21 protein-coding genes, 1 pseudogene and 1 riboswitch are annotated in these 25,188 nt (G+C 52.3%); of the genes and pseudogenes, 18 read left to right on the top strand and 4 right to left on the bottom strand.

Annotated features, from left to right (window positions below; all coding sequences use genetic code 11):
• Positions 1-134 precede the first annotated feature (134 nt).
• A complete protein-coding gene (locus tag NST84_RS19810) occupies positions 135-566 on the top strand; it encodes a peptidylprolyl isomerase (RefSeq protein ID WP_342561878.1) in 432 nt (143 codons plus the stop codon).
• 89 nt (positions 567-655) lie between these two features.
• On the opposite strand, the gene NST84_RS19805 is transcribed toward NST84_RS19810, so the two are convergent.
• On the bottom strand, positions 656-1,414 hold the full coding sequence (locus NST84_RS19805) for a TIGR02206 family membrane protein (RefSeq protein ID WP_342561877.1): 759 nt from the start codon (positions 1,412-1,414) through the stop codon (positions 656-658).
• Positions 1,415-1,700: 286 nt separating this feature from the next.
• Between NST84_RS19805 and NST84_RS19800 the strand changes: the two genes are divergently transcribed.
• Complete coding sequence (locus NST84_RS19800) at positions 1,701-5,282, top strand: collagen binding domain-containing protein (protein WP_342561876.1); 3,582 nt, start codon at positions 1,701-1,703, stop codon at positions 5,280-5,282.
• Between the two features lie 229 nt (positions 5,283-5,511).
• On the opposite strand, the gene NST84_RS19795 is transcribed toward NST84_RS19800, so the two are convergent.
• Positions 5,512-6,843: an MFS transporter gene (locus NST84_RS19795; RefSeq protein ID WP_342561875.1), complete on the bottom strand. Its 1,332-nt coding sequence runs from the start codon at positions 6,841-6,843 to the stop codon at positions 5,512-5,514.
• Between the two features lie 163 nt (positions 6,844-7,006).
• Between NST84_RS19795 and NST84_RS19790 the strand changes: the two genes are divergently transcribed.
• Positions 7,007-8,215, top strand: coding sequence for a helix-turn-helix transcriptional regulator (locus NST84_RS19790; RefSeq protein ID WP_342561874.1), 1,209 nt, complete (start codon positions 7,007-7,009; stop codon positions 8,213-8,215).
• Between the two features lie 104 nt (positions 8,216-8,319).
• Here NST84_RS19790 and NST84_RS19785 read toward each other — a convergent pair whose 3' ends face one another.
• Together NST84_RS19785 and NST84_RS19780 are read right to left on the bottom strand one after the other, a co-directional pair.
• Complete coding sequence (locus NST84_RS19785) at positions 8,320-9,363, bottom strand: ATP-binding protein (protein ID WP_342561873.1); 1,044 nt, start codon at positions 9,361-9,363, stop codon at positions 8,320-8,322.
• Between the two features lie 59 nt (positions 9,364-9,422).
• Positions 9,423-9,860 (bottom strand): annotated as a pseudogene (locus NST84_RS19780) (response regulator transcription factor); the annotation flags it as partial.
• 277 nt (positions 9,861-10,137) lie between these two features.
• Here NST84_RS19780 and mscL point away from each other — a divergent pair.
• The 15 genes from mscL (at position 10,138) to NST84_RS19705 (ending at position 25,175) form a co-directional block, all read left to right on the top strand.
• Positions 10,138-10,533, top strand: coding sequence for a large conductance mechanosensitive channel protein MscL (gene mscL, locus NST84_RS19775; RefSeq protein ID WP_342561872.1), 396 nt, complete (start codon positions 10,138-10,140; stop codon positions 10,531-10,533).
• 135 nt (positions 10,534-10,668) lie between these two features.
• Positions 10,669-10,838: riboswitch (FMN riboswitch) on the top strand.
• A 213-nt stretch (positions 10,839-11,051) separates the two neighbouring features.
• The gene (gene ribD, locus NST84_RS19770; protein WP_342561871.1) at positions 11,052-12,152 is read left to right on the top strand and encodes a bifunctional diaminohydroxyphosphoribosylaminopyrimidine deaminase/5-amino-6-(5-phosphoribosylamino)uracil reductase RibD; all 1,101 of its coding nucleotides are present in this window, start codon (positions 11,052-11,054) and stop codon (positions 12,150-12,152) included.
• 74 nt (positions 12,153-12,226) lie between these two features.
• On the top strand, positions 12,227-12,892 hold the full coding sequence (gene ribE, locus NST84_RS19765) for a riboflavin synthase (RefSeq protein WP_342561870.1): 666 nt from the start codon (positions 12,227-12,229) through the stop codon (positions 12,890-12,892).
• A gap of 97 nt (positions 12,893-12,989) precedes the next feature.
• Positions 12,990-14,243, top strand: coding sequence for a bifunctional 3,4-dihydroxy-2-butanone-4-phosphate synthase/GTP cyclohydrolase II (locus NST84_RS19760; RefSeq protein WP_342561869.1), 1,254 nt, complete (start codon positions 12,990-12,992; stop codon positions 14,241-14,243).
• Between the two features lie 50 nt (positions 14,244-14,293).
• A complete protein-coding gene (ribE, locus tag NST84_RS19755; protein WP_039879072.1) occupies positions 14,294-14,761 on the top strand; it encodes a 6,7-dimethyl-8-ribityllumazine synthase in 468 nt (155 codons plus the stop codon).
• 151 nt (positions 14,762-14,912) lie between these two features.
• Complete coding sequence (locus NST84_RS19750; RefSeq protein ID WP_342561868.1) at positions 14,913-15,704, top strand: segregation/condensation protein A; 792 nt, start codon at positions 14,913-14,915, stop codon at positions 15,702-15,704.
• Positions 15,673-16,284 (top strand): SMC-Scp complex subunit ScpB, encoded by a 612-nt coding sequence (scpB, locus tag NST84_RS19745; RefSeq protein ID WP_342561867.1) that lies wholly within the window; start codon positions 15,673-15,675, stop codon positions 16,282-16,284. The genes NST84_RS19750 and scpB overlap by 32 nt, the downstream gene beginning before the upstream one ends.
• A gap of 163 nt (positions 16,285-16,447) precedes the next feature.
• Positions 16,448-17,134 (top strand): DUF2953 domain-containing protein, encoded by a 687-nt coding sequence (locus tag NST84_RS19740; RefSeq protein WP_342561866.1) that lies wholly within the window; start codon positions 16,448-16,450, stop codon positions 17,132-17,134.
• A gap of 114 nt (positions 17,135-17,248) precedes the next feature.
• Positions 17,249-17,746 (top strand): GerW family sporulation protein, encoded by a 498-nt coding sequence (ytfJ, locus tag NST84_RS19735; protein WP_342561865.1) that lies wholly within the window; start codon positions 17,249-17,251, stop codon positions 17,744-17,746.
• A gap of 193 nt (positions 17,747-17,939) precedes the next feature.
• Positions 17,940-19,145, top strand: coding sequence for a D-alanyl-D-alanine carboxypeptidase family protein (locus tag NST84_RS19730; protein ID WP_342561864.1), 1,206 nt, complete (start codon positions 17,940-17,942; stop codon positions 19,143-19,145).
• A gap of 45 nt (positions 19,146-19,190) precedes the next feature.
• Positions 19,191-19,856, top strand: coding sequence for a nucleoside recognition domain-containing protein (locus tag NST84_RS19725; protein WP_342561863.1), 666 nt, complete (start codon positions 19,191-19,193; stop codon positions 19,854-19,856).
• Positions 19,857-19,863: 7 nt separating this feature from the next.
• Positions 19,864-20,397, top strand: coding sequence for a spore maturation protein (locus tag NST84_RS19720; protein ID WP_342561862.1), 534 nt, complete (start codon positions 19,864-19,866; stop codon positions 20,395-20,397).
• Positions 20,398-20,643: 246 nt separating this feature from the next.
• Positions 20,644-22,101: a glycoside hydrolase family 1 protein gene (locus NST84_RS19715; RefSeq protein WP_342561861.1), complete on the top strand. Its 1,458-nt coding sequence runs from the start codon at positions 20,644-20,646 to the stop codon at positions 22,099-22,101.
• Positions 22,102-22,274: 173 nt separating this feature from the next.
• A complete protein-coding gene (locus NST84_RS19710; protein WP_342561860.1) occupies positions 22,275-23,126 on the top strand; it encodes a PRD domain-containing protein in 852 nt (283 codons plus the stop codon).
• A gap of 132 nt (positions 23,127-23,258) precedes the next feature.
• Positions 23,259-25,175 carry a beta-glucoside-specific PTS transporter subunit IIABC gene (locus NST84_RS19705; protein WP_342561859.1) on the top strand — a complete coding sequence of 639 codons (1,917 nt, stop codon included), beginning with the start codon at positions 23,259-23,261 and terminating at the stop codon, positions 25,173-25,175.
• The last annotated feature ends 13 nt before the right edge of the window (positions 25,176-25,188 follow it).

Here is a 25,188-nt window from a genome sequence, read left to right as displayed (position 1 = left end):
GGCCTTCAGGCTATGTACGTTTGCTGAGCAAGCGGGAAACCCTCCCGCTTGCTTTGCTTTTGCTTTGTACGGAGTTTCATAGTAAACTAATAAACGTGTTCTATATCTGAAAATTTGAAAGGGGTCATTTACATATGGCAAAGCAAGCGAAAGTTACACTCGAAAACGGCGGCGTAGTGCTGATCGACCTGTTTGAAAACGATGCTCCTAATACTGTAGCTAACTTCGAGAAGCTGGCTAACGACGGTTTCTACAACGGTCTGGTATTTCACCGTGTCATCCCTGGCTTCGTAGCACAGGGCGGCTGTCCGAACGGAACAGGCACAGGCGGTCCTGGTTACACCATCAACTGCGAGATCAACCCGAACAAGCATGAGCGCGGAACCCTGGCAATGGCACATGCCGGCAGAAACACAGGCGGAAGCCAGTTCTACATCTGCTATGCACCGCAGCCGCACCTTGACGGAGTCCACACTGTATTCGGTAAGGTTGTCCAAGGCATGGAGCTGGTTGACACCTTCCAGGGACGCGACAAAATGACTTCGGTCGAAATCATCGAAGCTTAATTCATTCCGGATGAGGGCGAGGCCCTTTTCGGATCATTAAAAAGCACCATGCCGGTTATTCCGGCGTGGTGCTTTTTTGACGTACAAGCTTATAAATTTCTGCTTCGGGAGGTATTCCGGCGGCTTCTGATCATCTCCGGCAGCTTGAAGAAAATGAGGAACATCAGCAGGAAGATGATAAAGGCAAAGGCCTCTTCTACAAGCAGGTAGTACGGATAAGGGCCGAAGTATTCAAGGACGGAGAAGGTGCTTGGCTTATGGGCCAGGAACATGTAGTTGGCATCAAGCAGCTTGTCGAGTCCAAACACTATAACGGCGATCAGGTTGAGGCAGAGCATGGTGAACAGCAGAGAACGCCAGACAGGACGGAATCCGTAAGCCCAGGTCATGAACAGGGAAGCCAGTACAATCGCAATATGTGCGGTAAAAAACAGCAGAAAGCGGAAATGCGGAAAGGGGTAGACCAGATTAGGTGTCAGGAGAGCGATACAGGCTCCGCCGATCCCGGCAAAATAGAGAAAAGAGTAGAGCAGCCGGCTGCGGGTGAGCAGCATGACCGCTGACAGCAGGAGCGTAATTCCGCAGAGCTCCAGCGGCAGTGAATTGCGGCTGGTCCAGATATCATGGGACAAATACCACACATGCAGCCCGCCTTCTGAAGCCAGCAGCACAATAATCAGCAGCCAGCGGACCGAATTCCGCAGAACCGGGCGGGTCCGCAGGGCAAACCTTGCGGCAAACAGCAGCAGACAGAGTCCTGCAGCTATTGCCAGAGCAATGAAATGCGGCGCCGAGAACATGATGAAATCGGTCTCACGCTGCCGTGCAAAAAAGCTTATCAGATCCACGAGTTTCTCTCCCTTTTGATAAAGCCTGCTTTTTAAAATAAATATTCTGATTTTAAACATGAATCTGATTCTAAGCTTCTATACTTAGGTGATATAAGTATATAACGCTCACTCTGACCAGAAAAGGAAGGAATTCTGCAAGTTTACATAAGGTGGACGCTTTGCGACCGAATTACATAACTGGACTTGGGGCGGAGTGTGCCATTACCAGCAGGTTCGGCGCCATCTTGAACAGAAGCCTTGGTGAGAGCTGAAACGAATATCAGGATTGGGGGGCTACCGGGGAATGATCAAAAAGAGGTTCAGTCTGGCTATTGTGATTCTTATGCTGTTTGTGCAGTACGCTAATGGAATCGGGTTTATTACACAGGTTAATGCAGGAGCCATCGAAAAAGAGGCAGACATCATTACCAGCGTGTCTATGGCAGTATACGCACCTGACGGAAGCACGGTAACGGACAGCGTCTATGATGTGAACTCAAATGTAACGCTGGACTATACGTGGGCGCTTCAAGACGGACACAGCTATAGCGCCGGAGATACCTTTACCTTTAAGCTGCCGGAACAGTTCCAGCTGTATAACGACATCAGCGGAGCGCTGGTCTCGGATGACGGGCAGGCAGGCGAATTTGTTGTCAGCAAGTCAACGCATCAAGTGACGATGACCTTTAGCAGCTATATTGAAAATCACGGCAATGTTAAAGGAACGCTAAGGGTGAATACGAAGTTTGACCGTACGACAGTCAGCGGAAGCACCACCGAACAGATTATTTTCCCTGTTAACGGCGGCTCGCAGACCATAACCGTTACGTTCAAGCCTGAGGTGGGCTCAACCATCGCCAAGACAGGCGTAGCCAGCGGGTTTAATGCCGGCAAGATTGACTGGACGGTTGATGTAAACAAGAGGCTGGAGCCGGTAAAAAATGCAGTTGTCACCGATCCTGTCCCGGCCGGCCTAAAGCTGGACGACACTGCTTCGCTGGCCGTTTATCAGCTGAATGTACAGCTTGACGGTACAGTGCTGCAGGGTGATCTTGTGGATTCCGGGAAGTATACTGCCGAAGTAGCCGGAGGCGTGCTTTCCGTGCGTTTTGCCGATCCGGTCATTAACGGCGCATACCGGATTGTCTATACTACGTTAATTACCGGGGATGAAGCGAGCTATACGAACAGTGCCACCTTTACGGGAGACGGGCGTGATCCGGCCAGTGCATCGGCGACAGTTACCGTAGAGCGCGGCGGCAGCCTGAAGAAAAAAGCGGTAAATTATGATTGGGGTATTCAGGTGATTACCTGGGCCATCGAATACAATTATAACCTGAAAAATATTCCGCAGCAGAGCGCTGTGCTGAATGATTTGTTTGATGATACGCAGCAGCTTGTGCCGGGATCCCTAAAGGTATATCCGGTAACGCTGGATTCCTCCGGAAAGGCCACTAAGGGAACTGTTTTAACCGAGAACACCGATTATACAGTAACGGCCATTACCGGAGAGAAGAAGCAGGGCTTCAGGCTGCAATTTACCGGAGGCATCACCTCCGCCTACCTGATTGAATACAAAACAGGAGCGGTGGGCCGGGTATTCAAGGATCATACGGTTACGAATACCGTTTCAGACAGCACGTACAGCCAATCCGCAACCCAGCTTGTAAGACCGATCATTGTTTACAAAACATTTTCCGGAGCGAATTATTCTGATCACACCGCTAACTGGAAAATCACGCTGAACGGCGACAACTATCCGATGAAGAATGTTGTGGTTACTGATCTGTTCCCTCAGGGCGGCCAGAAGCTGCTTCCGGAAACAATCGTTGTGCGGAACAGCAGCAATACCGTGCTTGAAGCTTCAGCATATACGCTGGAATATGCTACTCCGGTTGTCCCGAATGCCGGCTTCAAAGTGAAATTCAAAACTTCGATTACCGGTTCCTACACAATCAGTTATACTACCCAATTCAGCAATGACTGGCTGAACGGCAACACGGATGATTTTATTAACACAGCCAAGATTGACTGGACTGATATTGAAGGCGTCAAGCAGAGCACAAGTGCAGACGGGAAGTTTATTCCGCGGACCGAGTGGAAGAACAACGGATTCAAGACCGGAGTATACGATGCTTCCAGCAAGGAATTGACCTGGACTGTAGGCGTGAACTATACATCCAAAGCTGTTGCAGCTCCTGTCGTATCCGATATTCTGACTGCCGGGCAGAAGCTGGTGCCGGATTCACTGAAGATTTATAAATTGAATCTGGATGCCAAGGGAGACTACAAACAAGGGGCTGAACTGGCCGGAAGTGCTTATTCCTACAGCGTAGGAAACGATGGCAAGCTCAGAATCGTGTTCGCTGACAGCATTAGCGAAGCGTATGTTGTTGTCTTTAAGACCAGTCTGGCCGGTCAGCTGATCGGCAATACCGTAGTCAATACAGCGCATCTGCTGGATGGTGACAAAAAGGTATCCAAAGACTTGACCGCTACCGTAAATATTCCGCACGGCGGGGAATATGTCCTGAAGAGCGGGCTGCAAAGCGGGGAAAAGGTCGACTGGAGCCTTGCGGTGAACCGCAGCCAGTCTCATGTCAGAGATGCCAAAATTATTGACACACCAAGCATTAACCAGATTCTGCTGCCGGATTCCTTCCATCTCTATGCCGGAACCGCAGCTGCAAACGGTACTATCACAAAGAGCAGCACAGAGCTGGTTAAGGGTGTGGACTATGCACTGCAGATCCTGGCCGATGATGACGGCAGACAGAGCTTTGAGCTAAGCTTTGCCCGTGACATCGACAGGGCTTATATCCTGGAATATCAGTCGCTGATTGCAGCGAAGACAGGCGACAAGCTGACCAATACTGCGACATTCACCGGAAATAATGTAGTTAATGTTGAAAAGAATACTACGACAGAGGTCATTGTCGGCGTATCCAGCGGTTCGGGCACAGGCAGCGGGGAGCGGGGAACCCTTACCGTCAGCAAGCTGGATGCCCAGAACACGGGTAAAGTACTAGCTGGCGCGACTTTCGAGCTGTACCGGCTGAACGGGCCGGAGCGCGTATTGGTGAACACGCGCACTACAGACGCGGCAGGCAGTGCAGTGTTCAATAACATCTGGCTGGGCAGCTATATCCTGATTGAAACAGCAGCGCCGAGCGGGTATGTACTGGATACTAAGGAATATCCGGTGACCATTGGCTCGGTGGCAGGTATTAATCTGACGGTATACAATACCGCTGTGCAGCCGACAGCTACACCGGTACCGACAGTAACGCCAACTCCGACAGTAACGCCAACAGCGACGCCGTCACCGACGGCTGCGCCGACCGAAACTCCGTCAGCAACAGTCACACCGGCACCGACGGAATCACCGGTGCCAACGGAATCACCGGTTCCTACAGAGTCAGCTGCACCTACTGCATCGGCTTCACCGGGAGTAACACCGTCTCCGGCTCCGTCCCCGGCAATTCCGGGAGGGACACCGGGAACGCCGCCTCCAGGGACTGAAGTACCTGGTGTAATTGTAGTGGATGACGAAATTCCTGGCGGTCCGGCAATCATACCTTCGGCAACGCCGGGACAGACAGGAACTCCGGGTGAAGGTCCGGTGGATATCCCGGCCGGAGAGATTCCGCTCGGAGGCGGTGATCCGGATAGCGGTACCCCTGGTACCCCGGATACTACTACCCCGGAAATCGATATTACAGATGACAGTATTCCAAGGGGAACAGTAACGGATCCGGGCACTGGCGGCCAGCTGCCGCAGACCGGTGAGAACAGTCCGCTTCCGATTTATCTGACAGGGCTGGGCTTGATTGCGGCAGGTGTTATGCTGAACCGGGTGTTCAGACGCAGACGTAATCAGGAATAGCGCTGAGAAACAAACTGATCTTATGATCATCTATAGCAAAGAGCCTGCGGCAGAAGAATGCCGCAGGCTCTTTTTTTAGCGCAGGAGAGGGTCCGATGAAGTGAGCACGTAATGAATCCCGTTTCTGTTATTGGCAGCAGAAGTACGTATAGCATTCACTATAAGCGACAGTTTTTAAGAGCGGCCGGGTAGAAATCTTATCATTTCCTTAACAGGTATAAAGGTTTTCTTAGGGACGAAGCTGTACCCCTGCTTCGAGCATCTGCTGTTCTTCCCGCCGGGTGCCCTGCTTTAAATTTCTGGAGCCAAGCAGAGTGACCAGCAGGATCGACATGCCGGAAGCCGCCAGCAGCAGGAAGGAGGGAACCCGGTCCACAAGCACACCATAGAGGACCATTCCTAATGGTGCAATCGCACCTGAAGCTGTTTCCGCCACTGCGAACACTCTTCCGAGATATGCCGGTTCAACACTCTGCTGCAGATACACCTGCACAGGTATGTTAATATTCATCACTGTGCAGCCGACCATAAACAGCATGACCATCAGATAAACATAAGCCCCGGTGCGGCTCAAATCCAGAATCAGCGGCACGGCCAGGGCAAGGAAAAGCAGTCCGAGCATGAAAAGTCCGCGGATCAGCGAGCCGGTTGGACTGCTGCCCTGCCGGCGGACGGTCAGCAGCAGAGACATCGCCAGCATGCCGGCAGCGAGCATCGCGTTAATGGTGCCGTATTGTCCGGAGCCGAGGGAGAGGGTCTGCACAACGGCATATGGAAGCACTACATTTAAGGCGACGACGAAAAAATTAACCCAGAAAACAATAACGAGGACAGAGCGGATAACGGGCTTCTTAAACGCGTAAGACATGCCTTCGGCAAGACTGCTGCGGAACTCTGCCCACACCTGAGGTCTAGTGCGGGCGGGATGCTGCGGTTGTTGCTGCTCGGCGGGATCAGCCGGGTCAGCCGCCGAATTGAACTTGAGACCGATGCTCATGAGGGTGGAGACAGCAAAGCCTGCAGCATTCAGCAGCAGGAACAGCTTTAGCGGGATCACCGCATAAAGCATGCCGCCGAGCACAGGGGCGAGCAAATTGCCGATGGAGCCGGCAATCTGATTAAGTGAACCCGCCCGCTGGAGGGAGTCAGGCTCTACAAGCTGGAGCAGGGAAGAGGAGACGGCGATGCTGTAAAAGGTGGAGCATACAGACAGCAGAACGAGGGTGACATAAACAGGCGTCAGGGTAACGCCGTTCAGCGAGACGGCCAGATACGCAAGCAGCAGTGACACTACAGCGGCAAGATCAGAACAGATCAGCAGCCTGCGGCGGTTCATCCGGTCGGCCATCACCCCGGCAAAAGGGGCCAGTATAATCCGGGGCAGCATTCCGCAGACCATCGTAACCGCGAAGCTGCTTCCGGAGCCTGTCACTTTCAGAATGTATAAGCAGACTACAAACGTAAACATGCCGGAGCCGAGGATTGAAGCTAGTTTGGCTGTGAAGAACAGCAGCATATTACGGTTGCCTGGATTAGCCCATAAGCTTCTTAGTTTAACCATTAACAGCACTCCTTCAGAAGAAAAAGTTAAATTATATTAAACTAATTGTATAATTTTAAACTCTAGAGTGCAACTATAAGTTTAATTTAATTAAACTTTGTTTTTTCTTCACGGTACATTAAGTTATACTGGGAGAAAGACAGACAGAAGGATGGCTAAACAGATGACGAATAAGCAGGCGATCGGGGATAAGATAAAAGCGCTGCGTCTATCCAAAGGGCTTACACAGAGCGAGCTGGCCGGAGAAGATATGACCAAAAGCATGCTCAGCCAGATTGAAAACGGCCGGGCACTGCCCTCCATGCGCAGTCTGCAGATTTTGGCCGAACGCCTTGGGGTGGATGCCGGCTACTTCCTGGAGGATGACCAGAGCGCAGAGCTGGCCACAATGGCGCGTGATATCGAAGTACAGTTCAAGCAGAAAAATTATAAGGCAGTTATCGCCAGGGTGCAGCCGCTGCTGGACGGAAAGCTGCCGGTAACCGTTGATGCCGCCCGGCTGATGGAGTTCTATGTGGCTGCCTGTTACTATACCGGGAGTGCCGGAGGAGAAGAAGCGGTTGCCCGGGCGGCAGAAATATACGAGCGCTTCGGCTTATTTGTGGAGAGCGCCAAAGTACAATATCTGACGTATGCACTGCTGTTCACGCAGGGAAGGTACAAGGAAAGCCTTGAGCTGATCCGGAGTGTACGGGAAAAGTATAGGAGCAAAAAGGTAGGCAACAACTTTCTGTTCGAGCTCGACCTCCATTATGCAGAGAGTGTGACTTTGTCCGCCCTCGGTGATTACAACGGAAGTAAGGAAGCTGCCCAGGCAGCTGTTGCATTATCCCGCGAGGAAAACGTCTTTTATTTGACAGACCACCTGTACCGGGTGTTATCCAATCTTGCCCTCATGTCGGGAGACCTGGACGGGGCGAAGCAGAATCTGGAGAAGGCGCGGCTGTATGTGGAGCTGTCGGAGAATGAAGAGTCTGTACAGCTGCTCAGACTGGCTGAGATCAGGCTGGCGAATGCGGAGCAGCGGTATGAAGAGGCGCTTGAGCTGGGCAGCAGCTTCCACGTTACGGGGGACCGTTATTTATCAAGCCGTAACTTAACGGCGGGCATAGCGCTGTATCATCTGCAACGTGATGATGAGGCGCTGGCGGCATTGTCCAGGGTGACACTGACTGATGACGTCCACCATCCGCTGGACCGGGCGGCCGTATTCACTTCTTATGCCTATAAAGCCAGAATCTATGCCAGGGCGGGGAAGATGGAGGAAGCACGCCAGCAGTCGCAGATCGCTTACGAGCGTGTGCAGCATTATCCGCCCTCCGTCTATTGCACGTTCATCCGCGATACTTACCGTGAGCTGCATCAGCAGTAGCACATAGGAGAGTTAAGTATAACCGCAGTACGAAAAGAGCAAGCCGGAAAAATACCGGCTCTGCTCTTTTTGTGCTGGCGGAAGCTCGGCTATTGAAGATGACTTTACGGTTTGCTTTGCGGAAAGCTTGTTTCAAACTCCGTTTGTTTACGTGAGCTTTTAACGGTAATAACCCCGCCGTGCAGCTCGGCAATGCTCTTGGCAATCGCCAGGCCGAGTCCGCTGCCGCCAGTCTTCCGTGAGCGGGATTTATCCACCCGGTAGAAGCGTTTGAACAGATGGGGGAGATCCTCAGCCGGGATTGGCGGCCCGTAGTTGGTGTAGACAGCTACGACCTGATCCTGCCTGCTGAAGACGGAGATATCGAGCTGCTTGCCTTCTTTTCCGTAACGCACCGCGTTGGTGAACAGATTCTCATACAGCCGGACCAGCTCATCGGCATCCCCCTGAATGACCAGCGGACCAGGATCTATCCGGATGCTGTAGCTCATGCCCGCTGCTTCAAGTACAGGGACAAATTCCTCGGCAAGCTGTTCGAGCAGGTTGCCTAGATTGACCGGCTCCTGGCGGAGAGGCAGGCCGCTTGAGGTGATGCGGGTATACTCGAACAGATCGTCGATCAGCTTTTTGATCGTCAGCGATTTATCATAAGCGATGTTGACATAATAGCGCAGCTCAATTTCATCGGCATAGCGGTCTTTTTCGACATATTCGAGAAAACCCAGCACAGAGGTCAGCGGTGTCCGCAGGTCATGCGATACGCCGGTGATCAGCTCATCCTTGGCTTTGGCTGCCGCCCGTTCCTCATCCATTGCTGACTTGAGCTTTCCGGCCATCTTGTTGATGTTATCGGCGAGTGTTCCGAGCTCCTCTGTGCCTGTGACGGCGATCCGGTACGAAAGATTGCCGCCCGCGATATGCTGCACGCCGGTTGATATATTGCGCAGATAGCTCATTGTGTTTCTGGTCAGCTTCAGGAAGAAGAAAGTGTAGAGCGGGAGGCCGATAATCAGCACAACGGGAAGGGAGCCGATATTGTTAATCACCCAGCGGATCAGCTTGACCCCCCAGAAGGAGCGGGAGGGATTGAGCCACAGCAGCATGGAAGCCCCCCAGAACAGGAGGATAATGATGAATGCAGCCAGCACAATGCTGGCCAGGCCAAATCCGGCCAGCCGCCAGGATAATGTATTGAACCGCTTCGTATTCAGAGCAGCTTAACCTCCCTTTTCAATTTGTAGCCGACGCCCCAGACTGTTTTCAGATATTTCGGCTGGCGCGGGTTGTCTTCAATTTTTTCCCTGATTTTGCGGATATGGACCATCAGTGTATTGTTGCTGTCCAGATACTGCTCCTTCCAGACCTTGGAGTAAATCTGCTCCATGCTCATCACCTGTCCGCTGTTTCGGGCCAGCAGCTCAAGAATGGCGAATTCCCGCGGTGTCAGCTTGACCGGCTGGCCATCGACACTTACCTCATGTGTAGCGGAGTTAACCGACAGTCCGTCGATAATCATCTCGCTGTCTCTGGCGGCAGCCTCACCCAGATAACTTCTTGTCCGGCGCAGCTGTGATTTGATGCGGGCTACCAGCTCCAGCGGGCTGAACGGCTTGGTGACATAATCGTCGGCGCCCACGCTGAGCCCGGCTCATCATCCACGAGCAGCAGTGTTCCGTTATTCATGGTTCAACATCCTTTCCTGCTTGTCCAGACAGCCTTGTCTTGCCTATCCGGATTATACATGATCTGCCGCCGCCTGTTCATTGTAGCGCGGGAATCTTAACGCCGGCAGGAGCGCATCTGTATAAAAGCTTAATATATTCTTAACAAATCTTCAGATTTAGCATTTTTGAGGCCGGCTTATTGGTCATTCATTGCGGTAATGCTATAATAACTAAAATTCAATGATCGGGGGAAATGGAATGTGGAAGGAATTTAAAAGCTTTGCGATCAAGGGGAACGTGCTGGATCTGGCAGTTGCCGTAGTCATCGGGTCAGCATTCGGCAAAATCGTCTCTTCGCTGGTTGCCGACATTATTATGCCTCTTGTGGGTTTACTTAGCGGAGGGATAGATCTGGGAAAACTGACCTTTACCTATCTCGATGCCGAGGTGAAATACGGGATATTCCTGCAGAGTGTAGTGGATTTCTTTATTATTTCGTTCTCGATTTTTATGGTGGTCAAAGTGGCCAACCGCTTCAAGCATAAGGAGACGGTAAAAGTTGAGGTTGTAGAGACTCCGGCACCTGATCCTGAAATTGCCCTGCTGACGGAAATCCGCGATCTGCTGAAAGTGAATAAGCAAGGTGAGGTATAGACGGCAGGGGGCTGCTTATGCTGTAGTATTGCCCGCAGTCTACGATCTGCTTGCTTTTTTCACCGTATAGTGCTAACTTTATGTTAGTCATAGAGAATGACGTGCAGGTTTAGATGTTACTAATTTCATACTGGTTTGATCCTTCAGGGCAGGGTGTAATTCCCTACCGGCGGTGATGTCACTGTAATGGCTGTTACAGCCTTTACGTGCTTAGTCCGCTACCCGCGTCGTATCCTTCGGATACGGACGGTGGACCCGGTGCAATTCCGGGACCGACAGTATAGTCTGGATGGAAGAAGGAGAGAATAGCGTTCTGCCCCTGAACGGGCAGGCGTGATGGTGTATTTCATAATATTATGTGCGAACTTTCACAATCATTGGTGAAGGGGTTTATTTACGCACCATTTTATTAGGATTACCGGCAAACTCTCGTATATCCCGTCTTGAACTCCGCCTGGAGATTAAGACGGGTTTTTCTGTTTTTACTGAAGGTAATTTATCAGGGTGGGAGGCAGATCATGGATATTTTAAATGACGAGTTCTACATGTCGCTTGCGCTGGACATGGCGGAAAGAGCACAGGGACAGACAGGTATTAACCCGGTTGTCGGCTGTGTAGTTGTAAAGGACGGGGCTGTGATCGGCCTGGGTACACATCTGCAGCGCGGTACGGGACACGCTGAAGTGCACGCATTAAATATGGCTGCAGGCAAGGCACAGGGGAGCACCGCTTATGTCACACTGGAGCCGTGCAGCCATTACGGCAAGACGCCGCCCTGCAGCCAGCGGCTGATTGACGAAGGGGTTGCCCGGGTAGTTGTTGCCTGTGAGGACCCTAACCCGCAGGTGGCGGGACGGGGCTTTGAGATGCTGCGGGAAGCGGGAATCGAGGTTGAGGTCGGGCTGCTCAGAAGCCGTGCCTTGCGGCTCAATGAACGGTTCATCAAGTATATTTTGACCAAGCAGCCGTTTGTAACCCTGAAGAGTGCAAGCACGCTGGATGGCAAGCTGGCTACCAGAACCGGGGACAGCAAATGGATCTCAAACGGACAGGCACGGGAAATTGTACATACGCTGCGGCACCGCCATCAGGGGATTATGGTAGGGGTAGGCACAGTAATCGCCGATAATCCTTCACTGACTACACGCCTGGAGGTTCCGGGGCTTCATCCGGTGCGCATCGTTATTGACTCCAGCCTGCGTACCCCGCTTGATGCAAATGTTGTTGCCGACGGACAGGCGCCGACGGTAATCGTGACGACAGCAGCAGCTGATCCAGCCCGGAAAGCGGCACTGGAAGATGCTGGCGTTACGGTTGTAATCAGCGGAGACGGGCCGCGCGTAGACCTCAAGGTGGCGATGGTCAAGCTCGGCGAAATGGAGATCAGCTCCATTCTGCTTGAAGGCGGCGGGACGTTGAACGGCTCAATGCTGGAGAGCGGACTGGTGGACCGGGTGGTTCTGTTCTATGCGCCGAAGATTGTCGGCGGCGGAGCCGAAGCTCCTGGGACCTTTGATTTCCCGGGCGTGGCCCTGATGAAGGAGGCAATCACGCTCGAGGGATTGGAAGTTGAAGTGCTCGGGGATAATGTCTGTATCAGCGGAACCCCGGTGCGCTAGGACAGACGGGTATTTTGGCAAAAAGTTATCGATTTAGCAAATGTCACAGAAGTAATCTTTCGGGAGGGGATAACATGTTCACCGGATTGATTGAGGAGATCGGGGTACTGCGGGGCGTCAGCAGCGGAGGAGAGATGATGGTACTGAATATCGGGGCTTCGCTGATTATGAGTGATCTGAAGATCGGCGACAGTGTAGCGGTCAATGGCGTCTGCCTGACTGCGACTACGATCAGTGAGCATTCTTTTACCGTGGATGTCATGCCGCAAACCTACCGTAACAGTAACCTGAAGGAGCTGCGCAGCGGAAGCCGGATGAATCTGGAACGGGCGATGGCGGCCGGCGGCCGTTTTGGCGGGCATATCGTCCAGGGACATGTGGATGGGACAGGTGAGATCCGCAGCGTGAAGCGTGACCAGAATGCCGTGGTTTTCGAGATTACACCGGACCGGGAATCACTGTTCAAATACATCATTCCCAAAGGCTCCATAACGCTTGACGGCATCAGTCTTACTGTAGTGGGCACCTCGTCCTCGGCCTTCACCGTATCCATCATTCCCCATACACTGGGGGAAACGGTGCTTGCCCATAAGCGGCCTGGTGACAGCATCAATATTGAATGTGATGTGCTGGGCAAATATGTCGATCATCTCCTGCACTACAGGGGAGCGGATAATAAGGAAGAAGAGAGCAGCTCCCGGATCAGCCATGATTTTTTGGCGGCCAACGGGTTTGTATAACAAGCAGAAGCGGCTGCGCCGTCCTGAACAGGATAGTGTCCGGTTCTGTGAGAAGGATAAAATAAGTCAAATATAGAGCTGACAGGAGGACAGAATCATGAGCGAGCACAGCAAGCAGGACAGCGTGTTGGACCGGATTGAAGATGCCATCTATGATCTGATGCGCGGCAAGGTTGTCATTGTAGTCGATGACGAGGACCGGGAGAACGAAGGCGATTTCGTCGCCCTGGCCGAACGGGCCACACCGGAGGTTATTAATTTTATGATTACGGAAGGCCGTGGTCTGGTCTGTGTGCCGATTACGGCAGAGCGTGCGGAAGAGCTGGATCTGCAGCCGATGGTTACCCATAATACCGATAACCACGGTACAGCCTTTACGGTTTCGGTTGACCATGCCAGTACGACCACCGGTATTTCTGCAGGCGAGCGTTCTCTGACGATCAAAGCCTTGATGGACCCGGATGCCAAGCCGGCGGATTTCCGCAAACCCGGCCATATGTTCCCGCTGATCGCCAAAAAAGGCGGCGTACTGCGCCGCTCCGGCCATACCGAGGCTGCTGTCGATCTGGCCCGCATGTGCGGCTCCTATCCGGCCGGCGTGATCTGCGAAGTCGTCAAGGTGGACGGCACGATGGCCCGTCTGCCCGATCTCGTGGAAATCGCCAAGAAGCATGATCTCAAGCTGATCAGTATCCAGGATCTGATCCATTACCGCAATGAGAAGGAGCAGCTGGTCACCCGTGAAGTATCCGTCAATCTGCCGACCGATTTCGGCATCTTCCAGACCATTGCTTACACAAATGAAGTGGATGACAAGGAGCATGTCGCTCTGGTAAAAGGAGACATCTCCGGTGATGAGCCGGTGCTCGTGCGTGTCCATTCCGAATGCCTGACCGGCGATGTCTTTCATTCGCACCGCTGCGACTGCGGCCCGCAGTTCGAGGCAGCGCTGCGCCAGATCGAGGAGGCAGGCCGGGGTGTGCTGCTGTATATGCGCCAGGAGGGCAGAGGCATCGGGCTGATTAACAAGCTGCGTGCCTATAAGCTGCAGGAAGAGGGATTGGATACAGTGGATGCCAACCTGAGGCTCGGCTTCCCGGCTGATCTGCGGGATTACGGCATCGGTGCGCAGATTCTGAAGGACCTGGGTGTCCGCCAGATCAAGCTGTTGACCAACAATCCGCGCAAAATCAAAGGGCTCGAAGGCTACGGCCTTGAGGTGGTTGAGCGTGTGCCGATCCAGATGCCGGAGAACAAAGATAACACCGGCTATCTGCATACCAAGCAGGCCAAGCTCGGCCACCTGCTGTCTTTTGACAATATTGAACAGAATGAAGATTCCAAAGCTTAATTATTTTACTATATAATACCAACTTATAAATGAAGGGTTGATGATGAATTATGCCGAATTATTTTGAAGGACATTTAGTATCTGAAGGATTGCGTTATGGTGTCGTGGTAGGACGTTTCAATGAATTTATTACGAGCAAGCTGCTGTCCGGCGCACTTGACGCGTTCAAACGCCATGGTGTTGCTGATGATGAGGTGGATGTGGCCTGGGTTCCAGGCGTATTTGAAATCCCGCTGATCTGCCAAAAGATGGCCGAAAGCGGCAAATATGATGCTGTAATCGCCCTGGGTACGGTTATCCGCGGATCAACAACGCATTATGACTATGTATGCAACGAAGTAGCCAAGGGTGTAGCTGCCATCAACCTCAAGACAGGCGTGCCGACGATCTTTGGTGTGGTAACTACCGAAAATATCGAGCAGGCAATTGAGCGCTCCGGAACCAAAGCCGGCAATAAGGGCTGGGATGCAGCTACCTCGGCGATCGAGATGGCTAACCTGAACAAGCTGTTTAAGTAAGCGGAAGTAAGCTCCCCCTCTTGACGGATTAACCGGATTCGTGCTTATTTATATGTATAAGAAGAAAGCATGGACTATAAGAAATCTTTCTACTTGTGTAGCGTCCTTTTAGCGGCGCTGCACTTTACTTTTTTTAGCAGGGGGAAATCGCGTGACTGTATTGTACAAGCTGGAGACGTTCGAAGGTCCGCTCGATCTGCTCTTACATTTAATTGACAAGGCGGAAATCGACATCCAGGACATTCCGGTCAGCGAGATCACCGAGCAGTATATGGAATATCTGCACAGCATGCAGGAGCTTGAGCTGGACATCACCAGTGAATTTCTCGTTATGGCGGCAACGCTGCTGTCGATCAAGAGCAAGCTGCTGCTGCCGAAGCCTCCGGTGATTGAAATTGAAGATTTCGATTACTACGAGGATGACGGATATGACCCGCGTGCAGAGCTGGTGGAGCGGCTGATCGAATACCGCAAAATCAAAAGCATTGCCGTGCAGCTCATGGATATGGAGAGCGAGCGCAGCCTGATTTTTACAAAAGAGCCTGAGGATCTGGGCCCCTTTGTGCCCGCCAATCTTGATCATACGCTCAAAGGCCTGCATACCTCGGATCTTATAGCCGCTTTCCGCAAGGCGCTCAGCAAGGCTGCCAAAAGAACATCCTACCAGCGGATTACCCGTGATGAAATTTCGGTCAAAGACCGGATCCGCGATGTGTCGGAGGCGTTGATGCGCAAAGGAATAGGCGGCCGGCTGCGTTTTTCAGCCCTGCTGCATGAGAGTATGGACCGGCATGAGATCGTAACGACCTTCCTGGCGATTCTGGAGCTGATGAAGATGAAGGCGATTTTCTGCTACCAGGAAAATCTGTTTGAAGACATTGTAATGGAGTGGAGAGGAGGAGAGGACTTCGGTGGACTACAAAACGCTGAAATCAATTATTGAGGGTCTGCTGTTCCTGTCCGGGGATGAGGGGCTGTCCGCCCGGCAAATTGCCGATATCACCGAGCAGCGCCCGGACTTGGCCTCCAGAGCACTGGAGGAACTCAAAGACGACTATGTGACTCAGGAGCGCGGTCTGCAGGTGGTGCAGATTGCCGGGAATTACCGGCTGGCAACTCTGCCGGATCATGCCCCGTATTTCGAGCGCCTGGCTTATTCGCCGGCACGGTCTTCCCTGTCCCAGGCGGCGCTGGAGACACTGGCCATAGTGGCTTACCGTCAGCCGATTACCCGGGTGGAGATCGAGGAAATCCGCGGCGTGAAGTCGGAACGGGCGATCCAGACGCTGAACAACAAGGATCTGATCCATGAGGTCGGGCGGGCAGAGGCTGTAGGCCGGCCTATTCTGTACGGAACGACCAAATCCTTTCTGGACAGCTTCGGGCTGGCCAGCCTGAAGGAGCTGCCGGAACCGTCGAGCTTTGATACCTCTGAGGGTCTGGAAGAAGAGACACAGCTGCTGTTCAACAAGCTGGACAGCCAGATGTCGTTCGATGATGTTAACGCTGATGTCGAGCAATAGAGCCATTATCCTTCTTTTTAAGCCGTTGTCCCGTTAAGGGGCAACGGTTTTTTGGGCTTTTCAACATTATTCAGCTGCTATTTGTCTTCATCCGAATGTTTTCCAGTCCAGTTTGCCATACTAATCCAAGGATTCTACAAAAAGGCTGCTTGGAGGTTAATCCGTGACTTTATGGCTTGCTATACCCTTAGCCCTGCTGCTGGTTGTGATCGTACTGGTGCTGTCTTCTTCTATTCATTTTCACTTCCGTTTAAACAGAATCGGCAAGGATGACCGCGTGGAGTTCGATATTAAGGCCTTGTTCGGACTGGTCAAATTCCATTATGAGCTGCCCAAGCTGGTCTATGAGGGGATTGCACGGGGTGTGAAGGTGAAGCTCGAACAAAGCGGGGTTACCCCGGTTCGTCAGGAGAATGATTCAGAAGAACAAATCGACAAGGATAAGGTGGAGGGCTGGAGAGAGGAAGTGAAGGAGGCGCTGAAGGCAACCCGCGGATTAAAAAGCTGGAGCAAACAGGTTCTTTCCCATGTCCGGATCACCCGGTTCGACTGGTCGACAGATTTCTCACTGGGCGATGCGGCCACGACTGCCATAGCTACAGGTGTAGCGTCCGGACTGAAATGGGGTCTGGTCGGCTGGATGTCGCGTGTTGTAAGGCTGCAGCGCAGCCCGCGGATGTTCGTGGTCCCTGTGTTCCGCGATGAGATGTGTTTTTCTACAGAAGCTGTCTGTACCGGAAAAATACCGCTCGCCTATATCCTGTATGCGGGATTTCAGCTGCTGTGGCGTATTGTCCGGGTGAAGGGCGGGCTGTCCCGCTGGAAACGCCTCCTTAAACGCAGTGGCTGATTACGGACCGGAAGCTTATCCTAAGAAACATCTTACATACAAATGCGGCGCATGGGGGATGATATCATCTGTGAAAGATTGAGAAGTCTTTAGAAGCCAAAGGAGGATATCAATATGAGCGACCATCCGATCCAGGGTCTGATGCAGACGGCGATGGAAAATATCAAGGGTATGGTGGATGTAAATACGATTGTAGGAGATGCGGTGGAGACTCCGGACGGCAGTGTCATTCTGCCGATCAGTAAAGTGGCCTTCGGGTTTGCTGCAGGGGGCAGTGACTACCGGGTAGAGGATGATGCTCCCGGAATCAACGGCAGCGGCAGCGGAGTCAAAATGCTTCCGTTCGGGGGAGGCAGTGGGGGCGGGGTATCGATCCGTCCGATCGCTTTTCTCGTTGTCGGCAAAGAAGGGGTACATATTGTGCCGCTTGATAATCAGACACATCTGTTTGAAAAAATCATCGATGCTGCTCCAAACCTGATCGACAAAATTCAGAACATGTTCCCGAACAGTAACGGTACACCGGTCGGGGCAGAGATCGTAGGAACTCCGGCAGCAAAAGCGACACCGGTAAAAACAGAAGCCGTGCATCCGAATTCATCAGCCCACTAGCGGCCTGTGACTACTGACGGAATGCGGCTGTAACAAAAATGGAGCTGCATATCCGTTGCCCGGGATACCGCCTTTTGGAGGCGGTATCCCTTTTTGCTATTCAGGGGAAGGACATACCTGCCTTTCGCTCTGCATACAATTGTACAGGCAGGAGGATAAGGACAGGTGAACTGATCAAAACCGGAGGATGAACATGAAACCATTAACTGTGATAACTGTGAAGCCGTCGTTAATTCTGATATTGTGCATGCTGCTGGCAGTGCTTGTTCCGGTTCATCCGGCCTTTGCGGAGAATGCTTCCATCTCAACCCATGCCAGGGCGGCAGCACTTATTGATGTTGAATCCGGAAGGCTTTTGTACAGCAGCCGGGGGGATGAGCCGATGCTGATTGCCAGCCTGACCAAAATCATGACAGCGATCGTGGCGATAGAGAACGGAGACCTGACTTCCAAAGTCAAAGTAGGCAAAAATGCTTATGCCAAGGAGGGCTCGTCGCTGTATCTGAAGCAGGGCGAAGAGATGCTGCTGGAGGATATGCTCTACGGCCTGATGCTGCGCTCGGGAAATGATGCGGCCACGGCAATCGCCGAGCATGTCGGCGGGTCAGAACAGGGATTCGTTTATCTGATGAACGCCAAGGCGGAGGAGCTGGGGCTGAAGAATACCCATTTTGCCAATCCGCACGGGCTGGATGCAGAGGGGCATTTCTCCAGTGCCAATGATATGGCTGTGTTGACCGCTTATGCCATGCATAATCCTGTATTCAAGGAAATAGTGAAGACACAGGAGAAAACGGCCGACAATCCGTACGAGAAGTGGGATTATAAATGGGCCAATAAAAATAAAATGCTGCGCCTGTATGAAGGTGCAGACGGGGTTAAGACCGGCTATACCAAAAAAGCGCTGCGCTGCCTGGTCAGCTCCGCTACCCGCGGCGGCCAGCAGCTGGTTGCGGTGACGCTGAATGACGGCAATGACTGGAATGACCATGCCGCCCTGCTGAACTTCGGATTTAACCACTACCCGCTCAAAACCTTAATCGAACGCGGGGAGGGCATCAGCGGTTACAGCCTGCTTACGTCGCGTAAATTCGCTTACCCGCTGGGCCAGGGGGAAGAAGCGAGAATCACCACAAAACTGGTGCTGAACGAAGAGCCTGCAGCCCGCGGTGATAAGACAGTCCGCAGCAGCAGCTTCGGACTGAAGGGCACAGTGGTGCTGCAGCTTGGCGGCAAGGAGATCGGCCGGGTGCCGGTCTATGAGCCGGACCGGCTCCCGCCTGAAGAATCGTCTTATACGAAGCGTTATAGCCCGGCGGGAACGGCTGTATATCCGGCAGACAACTGGCTGCAGGCGCTGGGAAGTGCACTGCGGGCACTGCTGCAGATGGGAAGATAGTAAACGCACCGGGCAATGAGAGAGCAGGACAGAGGAGGGACCGGGATGATTAATGGAATCTGGCTGGGGATGATCGTGATCGGCTTTGTATTTGCAGCCGTGAACGGCCGGATGGATGCTTTTACCGCTGCTGTCTTTGACGGCGCCAAGAACGGGGTAACAGTAAGCTTCGGGCTGATCAGTGTACTGGTATTCTGGATGGGAATGATGCGGGTGGCCGAGGATGCCGGCCTCCTGCGCAAAATAGCCCGGCTGCTCGGGCCGGTGGTAGGCTTCCTGTTCCCGGATGTGCCCAAAGGCCATCCGGCGATCGGCTATATTCTGTCCAATATGAGCGCCAACCTGCTTGGTCTTGGCAATGCGGCGACGCCGATGGGTATCAAAGCGATGCAGGAGCTGCAGACGCTGAATCCGGACAAGGAGACGGCAACTCCGGCTATGTGCACCCTGCTTGCGTTGAATACAGCCAGCATTACGCTGATTCCGGCCACGCTGATCGCGATCCGGCTCAACTACGGTTCGGCTGACCCGGCCGGCATTGTCGGCACGACACTGGCGGCAACTGCCGTAGCAACGCTGGCCGCGATCGGCGCGGACAGGCTGATGCGCAGGCTGACCTTGTTGCGCAGGCCGCCGAAGCCGCCGGCCGTCAGGCCGGGTGATCATGCCGCCGGAGGCCGCGCCCTCCCGCATACTTCGATGAAGGGGTGAGCTTGCCTTGTTCCAGCTAATCAGCCTCATATCGGCCTGGGCCATTCCGGTCATGATCACCTTTATCCCGCTGTATGCTTTTACCCGCAAGGTTCCCGTGTATGAATCCTTTGTAGAAGGAGCCAAGGACGGCTTCGGCACGGCGATTGCCATCATCCCGCATCTGGTCGGCATGCTTGTGGCTATCAGCGTGTTCCGGGCCTCCGGGGCACTGGATTTCCTGATGGGCTTTATTGCCCCGGCGCTGGAAGGGCTCGGTGTACCGGCGGAGGTGCTGCCGCTCGGCCTGCTGCGTCCGCTGACCGGCACCGGCTCGCTGGCCTACACAACGGATCTGATCCGGGTCCACGGGCCGGATTCTCTGATCGGCATGATCGCATCCACCATTCAGGGGAGCACAGACACCACATTATATGTGCTGACAGTCTATTTTGGAGCTGTGGGAATCCGCAACGGGCGTTATGCGCTTAAAGTAGGCCTGTTCTCCGACATAGTCGGCTTCATTGCCGCGATTGCCGTATGTTTATTGGTCTTCGGCTAAGCGGGAGCTGGGCGGTTGAAAATGAGGATTTGAAATTCCGGAATGGCTGTGTTAGGATTAACGTAATTAAATAATCCTTAAATTCATCGTTTAATGGATTGTTACTGGCCGGGCCAGGCAAAACCTAAACTGATGGTAAAGCATTTGTCTTCTCTATTTGGAGGTGGCGGATTTCTTTACTAGCGGTTTAGGTTTTTCTTGTTTTCGGGCATCATACCTATAAAATAACAGAAAGAGGTTATGTTCATGGCTACAGCAAACACAGGATTCCCGAAGAATTTTTTGTGGGGCGGCGCTACGGCAGCCAATCAGCTTGAAGGCGGTTTTGACTTGGACGGCAAAGGCTTATCTACCGCCGATATGATTGCCCATGTGCCGAAGGCGCTGCGTAAAGGGGATCACTCGATGGAGATTTCCTCGGAGCGTATTGCCGAGATTCTGGCGGGTGACCTCAGCGAGCGTTTCCCCAAACGTGAAGGGGTTGACTTCTACCACCGTTATAAAGAGGATATTGCCCTGTTTGCCGAAATGGGCTTCAAAGTATTCCGCATGTCGATCAACTGGGCGCGTATTTTCCCGAACGGTGATGATGCCGAGCCGAACGAAGCTGGCTTACAGTTCTACGACAATGTGTTCGATGAGCTGCTTAAATATGGTATTGAGCCGCTGGTAACGCTGTCCCATTATGAGACTCCGCTTGGTCTGACCCTGAAATATAACGGATGGGCCAGCCGTGAAGTGATCGGTCATTATGTAAAATACGCCGAAACCGTGTTCACACGATACCGGAACAAGGTGAAATACTGGCTGACGTTTAACGAAATTAATGTGATGACAATGAGCCCATACACCGGCGGAGGCATCCTGTCTGACAAGGTTGAGCACAAGCTGCAGACCATCTATCAGGCGCTGCATCATCAATTTGTGGCAAGTGCGAGGGTGACAAAGCTGGGTCATGAGATCATACCGGGTGCACAGATCGGCTGCATGCTGGCCCGCATTGAATCCTACCCGCATACCTGTAACCCTGAAGATGTCCGTAAGAGCCAGCTCGAAAGCCAGATGAACCTGTTCTTTACTGATGTGCATGCCCGCGGTGAATATCCGAGCTACATGAACCGTTATTTTGCCGAAAATAATATCGTGATCGCTCGTGAGCCTGGGGATGACGAGATCATTGCAGCGCACACTGTCGATTTCATCTCCTTCAGCTATTACATGACACTTACAGTAACAGCCGGACCGGAAGGTGATGTGACCGGAGGCAACCTGATCGGGGGCGTCAAAAACCCTTATCTCGAAGCTTCCGACTGGGGTTGGCAGATCGATCCTGTAGGATTGCGCATCACTCTCAACACGCTGTATGACCGTTACCGGAAACCGCTCTTTATTGTTGAGAACGGGCTGGGCGCCATCGACCATGTTGAAGCTGACGGCTCCATCCATGATACTTACCGGATCGACTACCTGAAGCAGCACATTATCCAGATGAAAGAAGCAGTTAAGGACGGCGTTGAGCTGATGGGGTATACAGCCTGGGGTCCGATTGACCTGGTGAGCATGTCCACTTCCGAAATGTCCAAGCGTTACGGCTTCATTTATGTCGATCTGGATGATGAAGGCAACGGTACGCTCGCACGCAGTAAAAAGGATTCTTTTGACTGGTATAAACAGGTGATTGAATCGAATGGTGAAGTGTTATAAAACGTTTTCATAATATTGTTGTCAATCTGCCGGCAATGTGATAATATGCATTTACGGGAAAACTAAAGCTGGATTGTTACTGAACTTTCAGGCAAAACCAGAAGCTGGCATTAAGTATTAAGTGCCTGTTTTGGTTTTGCCTTTTTACTACTTTGACGGCGTAAGGTGATGGAATGAAAATTGAGAAGGTGCTCAACAATAATGTCGTGACCGTGCTGGATGCCAGCCAGAATGAGCTGGTCATCATGGGCCGGGGAATTGCCTTTAAGAAGCATACCGGCGACGCCATTGATGAGGACAAGATTGAAAAGGTATTCTCACTGGATAACAAAGAAGTCTCACAAAAGCTTATGACGCTGCTGTCGGACATTCCAATTGAATATGTTGAGTGCTCCGATGAAGTGATCCGCTATGCGGAGACGGTGCTGGGCGAGAAGCTCCACGACAGCGTGTATATCTCGCTTACAGACCATATCCATTTCGCCATCGACCGGCACCGTCAGGGGCTTCAGCTCAAGAATGCGCTGCTGTGGGAGATCAAGAGAATGTACCGCAAAGAATTCTCGATCGGCCTCAAAGCGCTGCAAATTATTGAAGACCGGCTCGGTGTATTGCTGCCGGAAGACGAGTGCGCTTTCATCGCGATGCATCTGGTCAACGCCCAGCTGAACGGGGAAATGCGTGAAACGGTCAGCATCACGAATATCGTGAAGGACATCTCGAATATCGTGAGACGCAGCTTTTTAATCGAGCTCGACGAGGAGTCGCTCAGCTATTACCGCTTTCTGACGCATCTGAAGTTTTTTGCCCAGCGCGTGGTTCAGGGCTCACCGGTTGACGACCGGGACAGGGATCATACGCTGCACGATCTGGTCCGCGTTCAATATCCGGAAGCCTACACCTGTGCAGAGAAGATTGCGGATTACACCCGCAAAATTTATAAGCGGAATTTGTCCAAGGAAGAAATCTTGTACATGACGATTCACATTGAGCGGATTGTCAGAAATGAAGAAACAACTGAATAAGAGCAAGGACGGGATTGTTACTCTAAGCAGGCAAAACCTAAACGCTGAATAGTATATGCGATATTATCGCGATACTATGGGTGTTTAGGTTTTTTTGTTCCAAAAAAACTCGGATTGAAGGAGCATATCAAGATGGATAAAACAGCACTCTCCAAAGACATATTGAAGCTGGTGGGCGGAGAAGAGAATATTGAACAGGTTACCCACTGCATGACCCGCCTGCGCTTTAACCTTAACGACAACAATAAAGCGGATAAAGCGGCTCTGCAGAAAACGGATGGTGTTATGGGTGTCATGATCAACGGGGGCCAGTTCCAGGTTATCATCGGTAACGATGTGCCGGTCGTATATAACGAGCTGGTAAAGAATATGAAGGGGGCTCCTGAGGGGAAAGTAAGCTCGTCCTCAGCTGATGCCGGAGCCAAGAAGAAAAAGAATGCGTTTAGCAGCATACTCGATTTCATCTCCGGTAGCTTCACGCCGATTCTGCCGGCGATTACCGGCGCAGGTATGATCAAAGGGATCATCGCCCTGCTGGTAGCAGCGGGATGGATGGGCACCACCAGTTCAACCTATACCATTCTATCGGCGATCGGTGACGGTGCCTTCTACTTCCTGCCGATCATTCTGGCGGTTAGCGCGGCCCGTAAGCTGGGAAGCAATATGTATATTGGTGCCGCAATAGGTGCTGCCATTTTACACCCGACGGTAACGACGCTGCTGGGCTCAGGTGAGCCGGTTACTTTTGCCAGCCTGCCGGTTGTTGCAGCAACATATTCCTCGTCGGTTATTCCGATCATTATCGCGGTATGGCTGGCTTCCTATGTGGAAAAAGCAGTCGATAAAATTACGCATGCTTCGCTTAAGCTGATTATTGTTCCAACCGTTACACTGCTCGTAATTGTACCTTTGACCCTGATTGCTGTAGGTCCGCTGGGCGTTATCATCGGTAACGGTCTGACTGACGGTATTTCCTGGCTGTTTAACAATACAGGCTTGTTCGCCGGCCTCCTGCTGGGCGGTACCATGTCCCTGCTGATTATTACAGGTATGCACTATGCGCTGATTCCGATCATGATCGCCTCCATTGCCAGCCTTGGATATGATTACATCATTCCAATCATGATGGTTGCCAACTTTGCCCAGGCGGGTGCAACCTTCGGAGTCTTCCTGAAAACGAAAAACAGCAAGCTGAAACCGCTGGCCCTTTCGACAAGTGTAACTGCACTGATGGGGATTACCGAGCCTGCCATGTACGGTGTTAATATGCGCTTCAAAAAGCCGTTTATCGGCGCTTTGATCGGCGGAGCAGCGGGCGGAGCGTTCCTGAGCCTGTTTAAAGTAAAAGCTTATGTTATCGGCGGTCTGGCCGGTCTGTCCGGTATTCCGATGGTTATTGGTGAAACCTTTGTCTACTCCGTGATCGGCTTTGCTATCGGTATTGTTGTGGCAGCCATTGTAACTTACATTCTGGGCTTTGAAGATGAGCCTGAAGCAGCAGCAGCAGCGGTTCCGGCTGCAACGGCTGATGCAAATGTTTCTTCCAATTCAGCTGTAATTGCTGATGCGCTGGAAGCTGAAGCGGCTCCAAAGGTTACAGAAGAGATCTACAGCCCGATTACCGGTGAAGTTAAACCGCTGAGCGAAGTGAACGATCCGGCATTCTCTGAAGAAATTATGGGTAAAGGCTTTGCGATTCAGCCGTCCGAAGGACGGGTAGTATCTCCTGTAAACGGTACGGTATTCTCCCTGTCGAAGAGCGGACATGCCATTGGTCTTGTCAGCGACAACGGTGCTGAAATGCTGATTCACATCGGCATCGATACCGTGAAGCTGAAAGGACTGCATTTCTCGCCTAAAGTGACTGCCGGCACCAAAGTATCCGTTGGTGACCTGCTGATGGAATTCGACCGTGCCGAAATTGAAAAAGCAGGCTACAGCACCATTACACCTGTGATTATCACTAACATTGCCGAGTACAGCTCCATCAAGCCTGCAGGCCGTTCCACAGTGAAGGAGCAGGAGCTGCTCTACACCGTGCAGGCCTAAACCCTACACCATT

The organism is Paenibacillus sp. FSL R7-0345 (genome assembly GCF_038595055.1).
Taxonomy (GTDB): Bacteria; Bacillota; Bacilli; order Paenibacillales; family Paenibacillaceae; genus Paenibacillus_AQ.
Note: the sequence above shows the minus strand (reverse complement) of the source record. Positions and strands in the feature narration are given on the sequence as shown.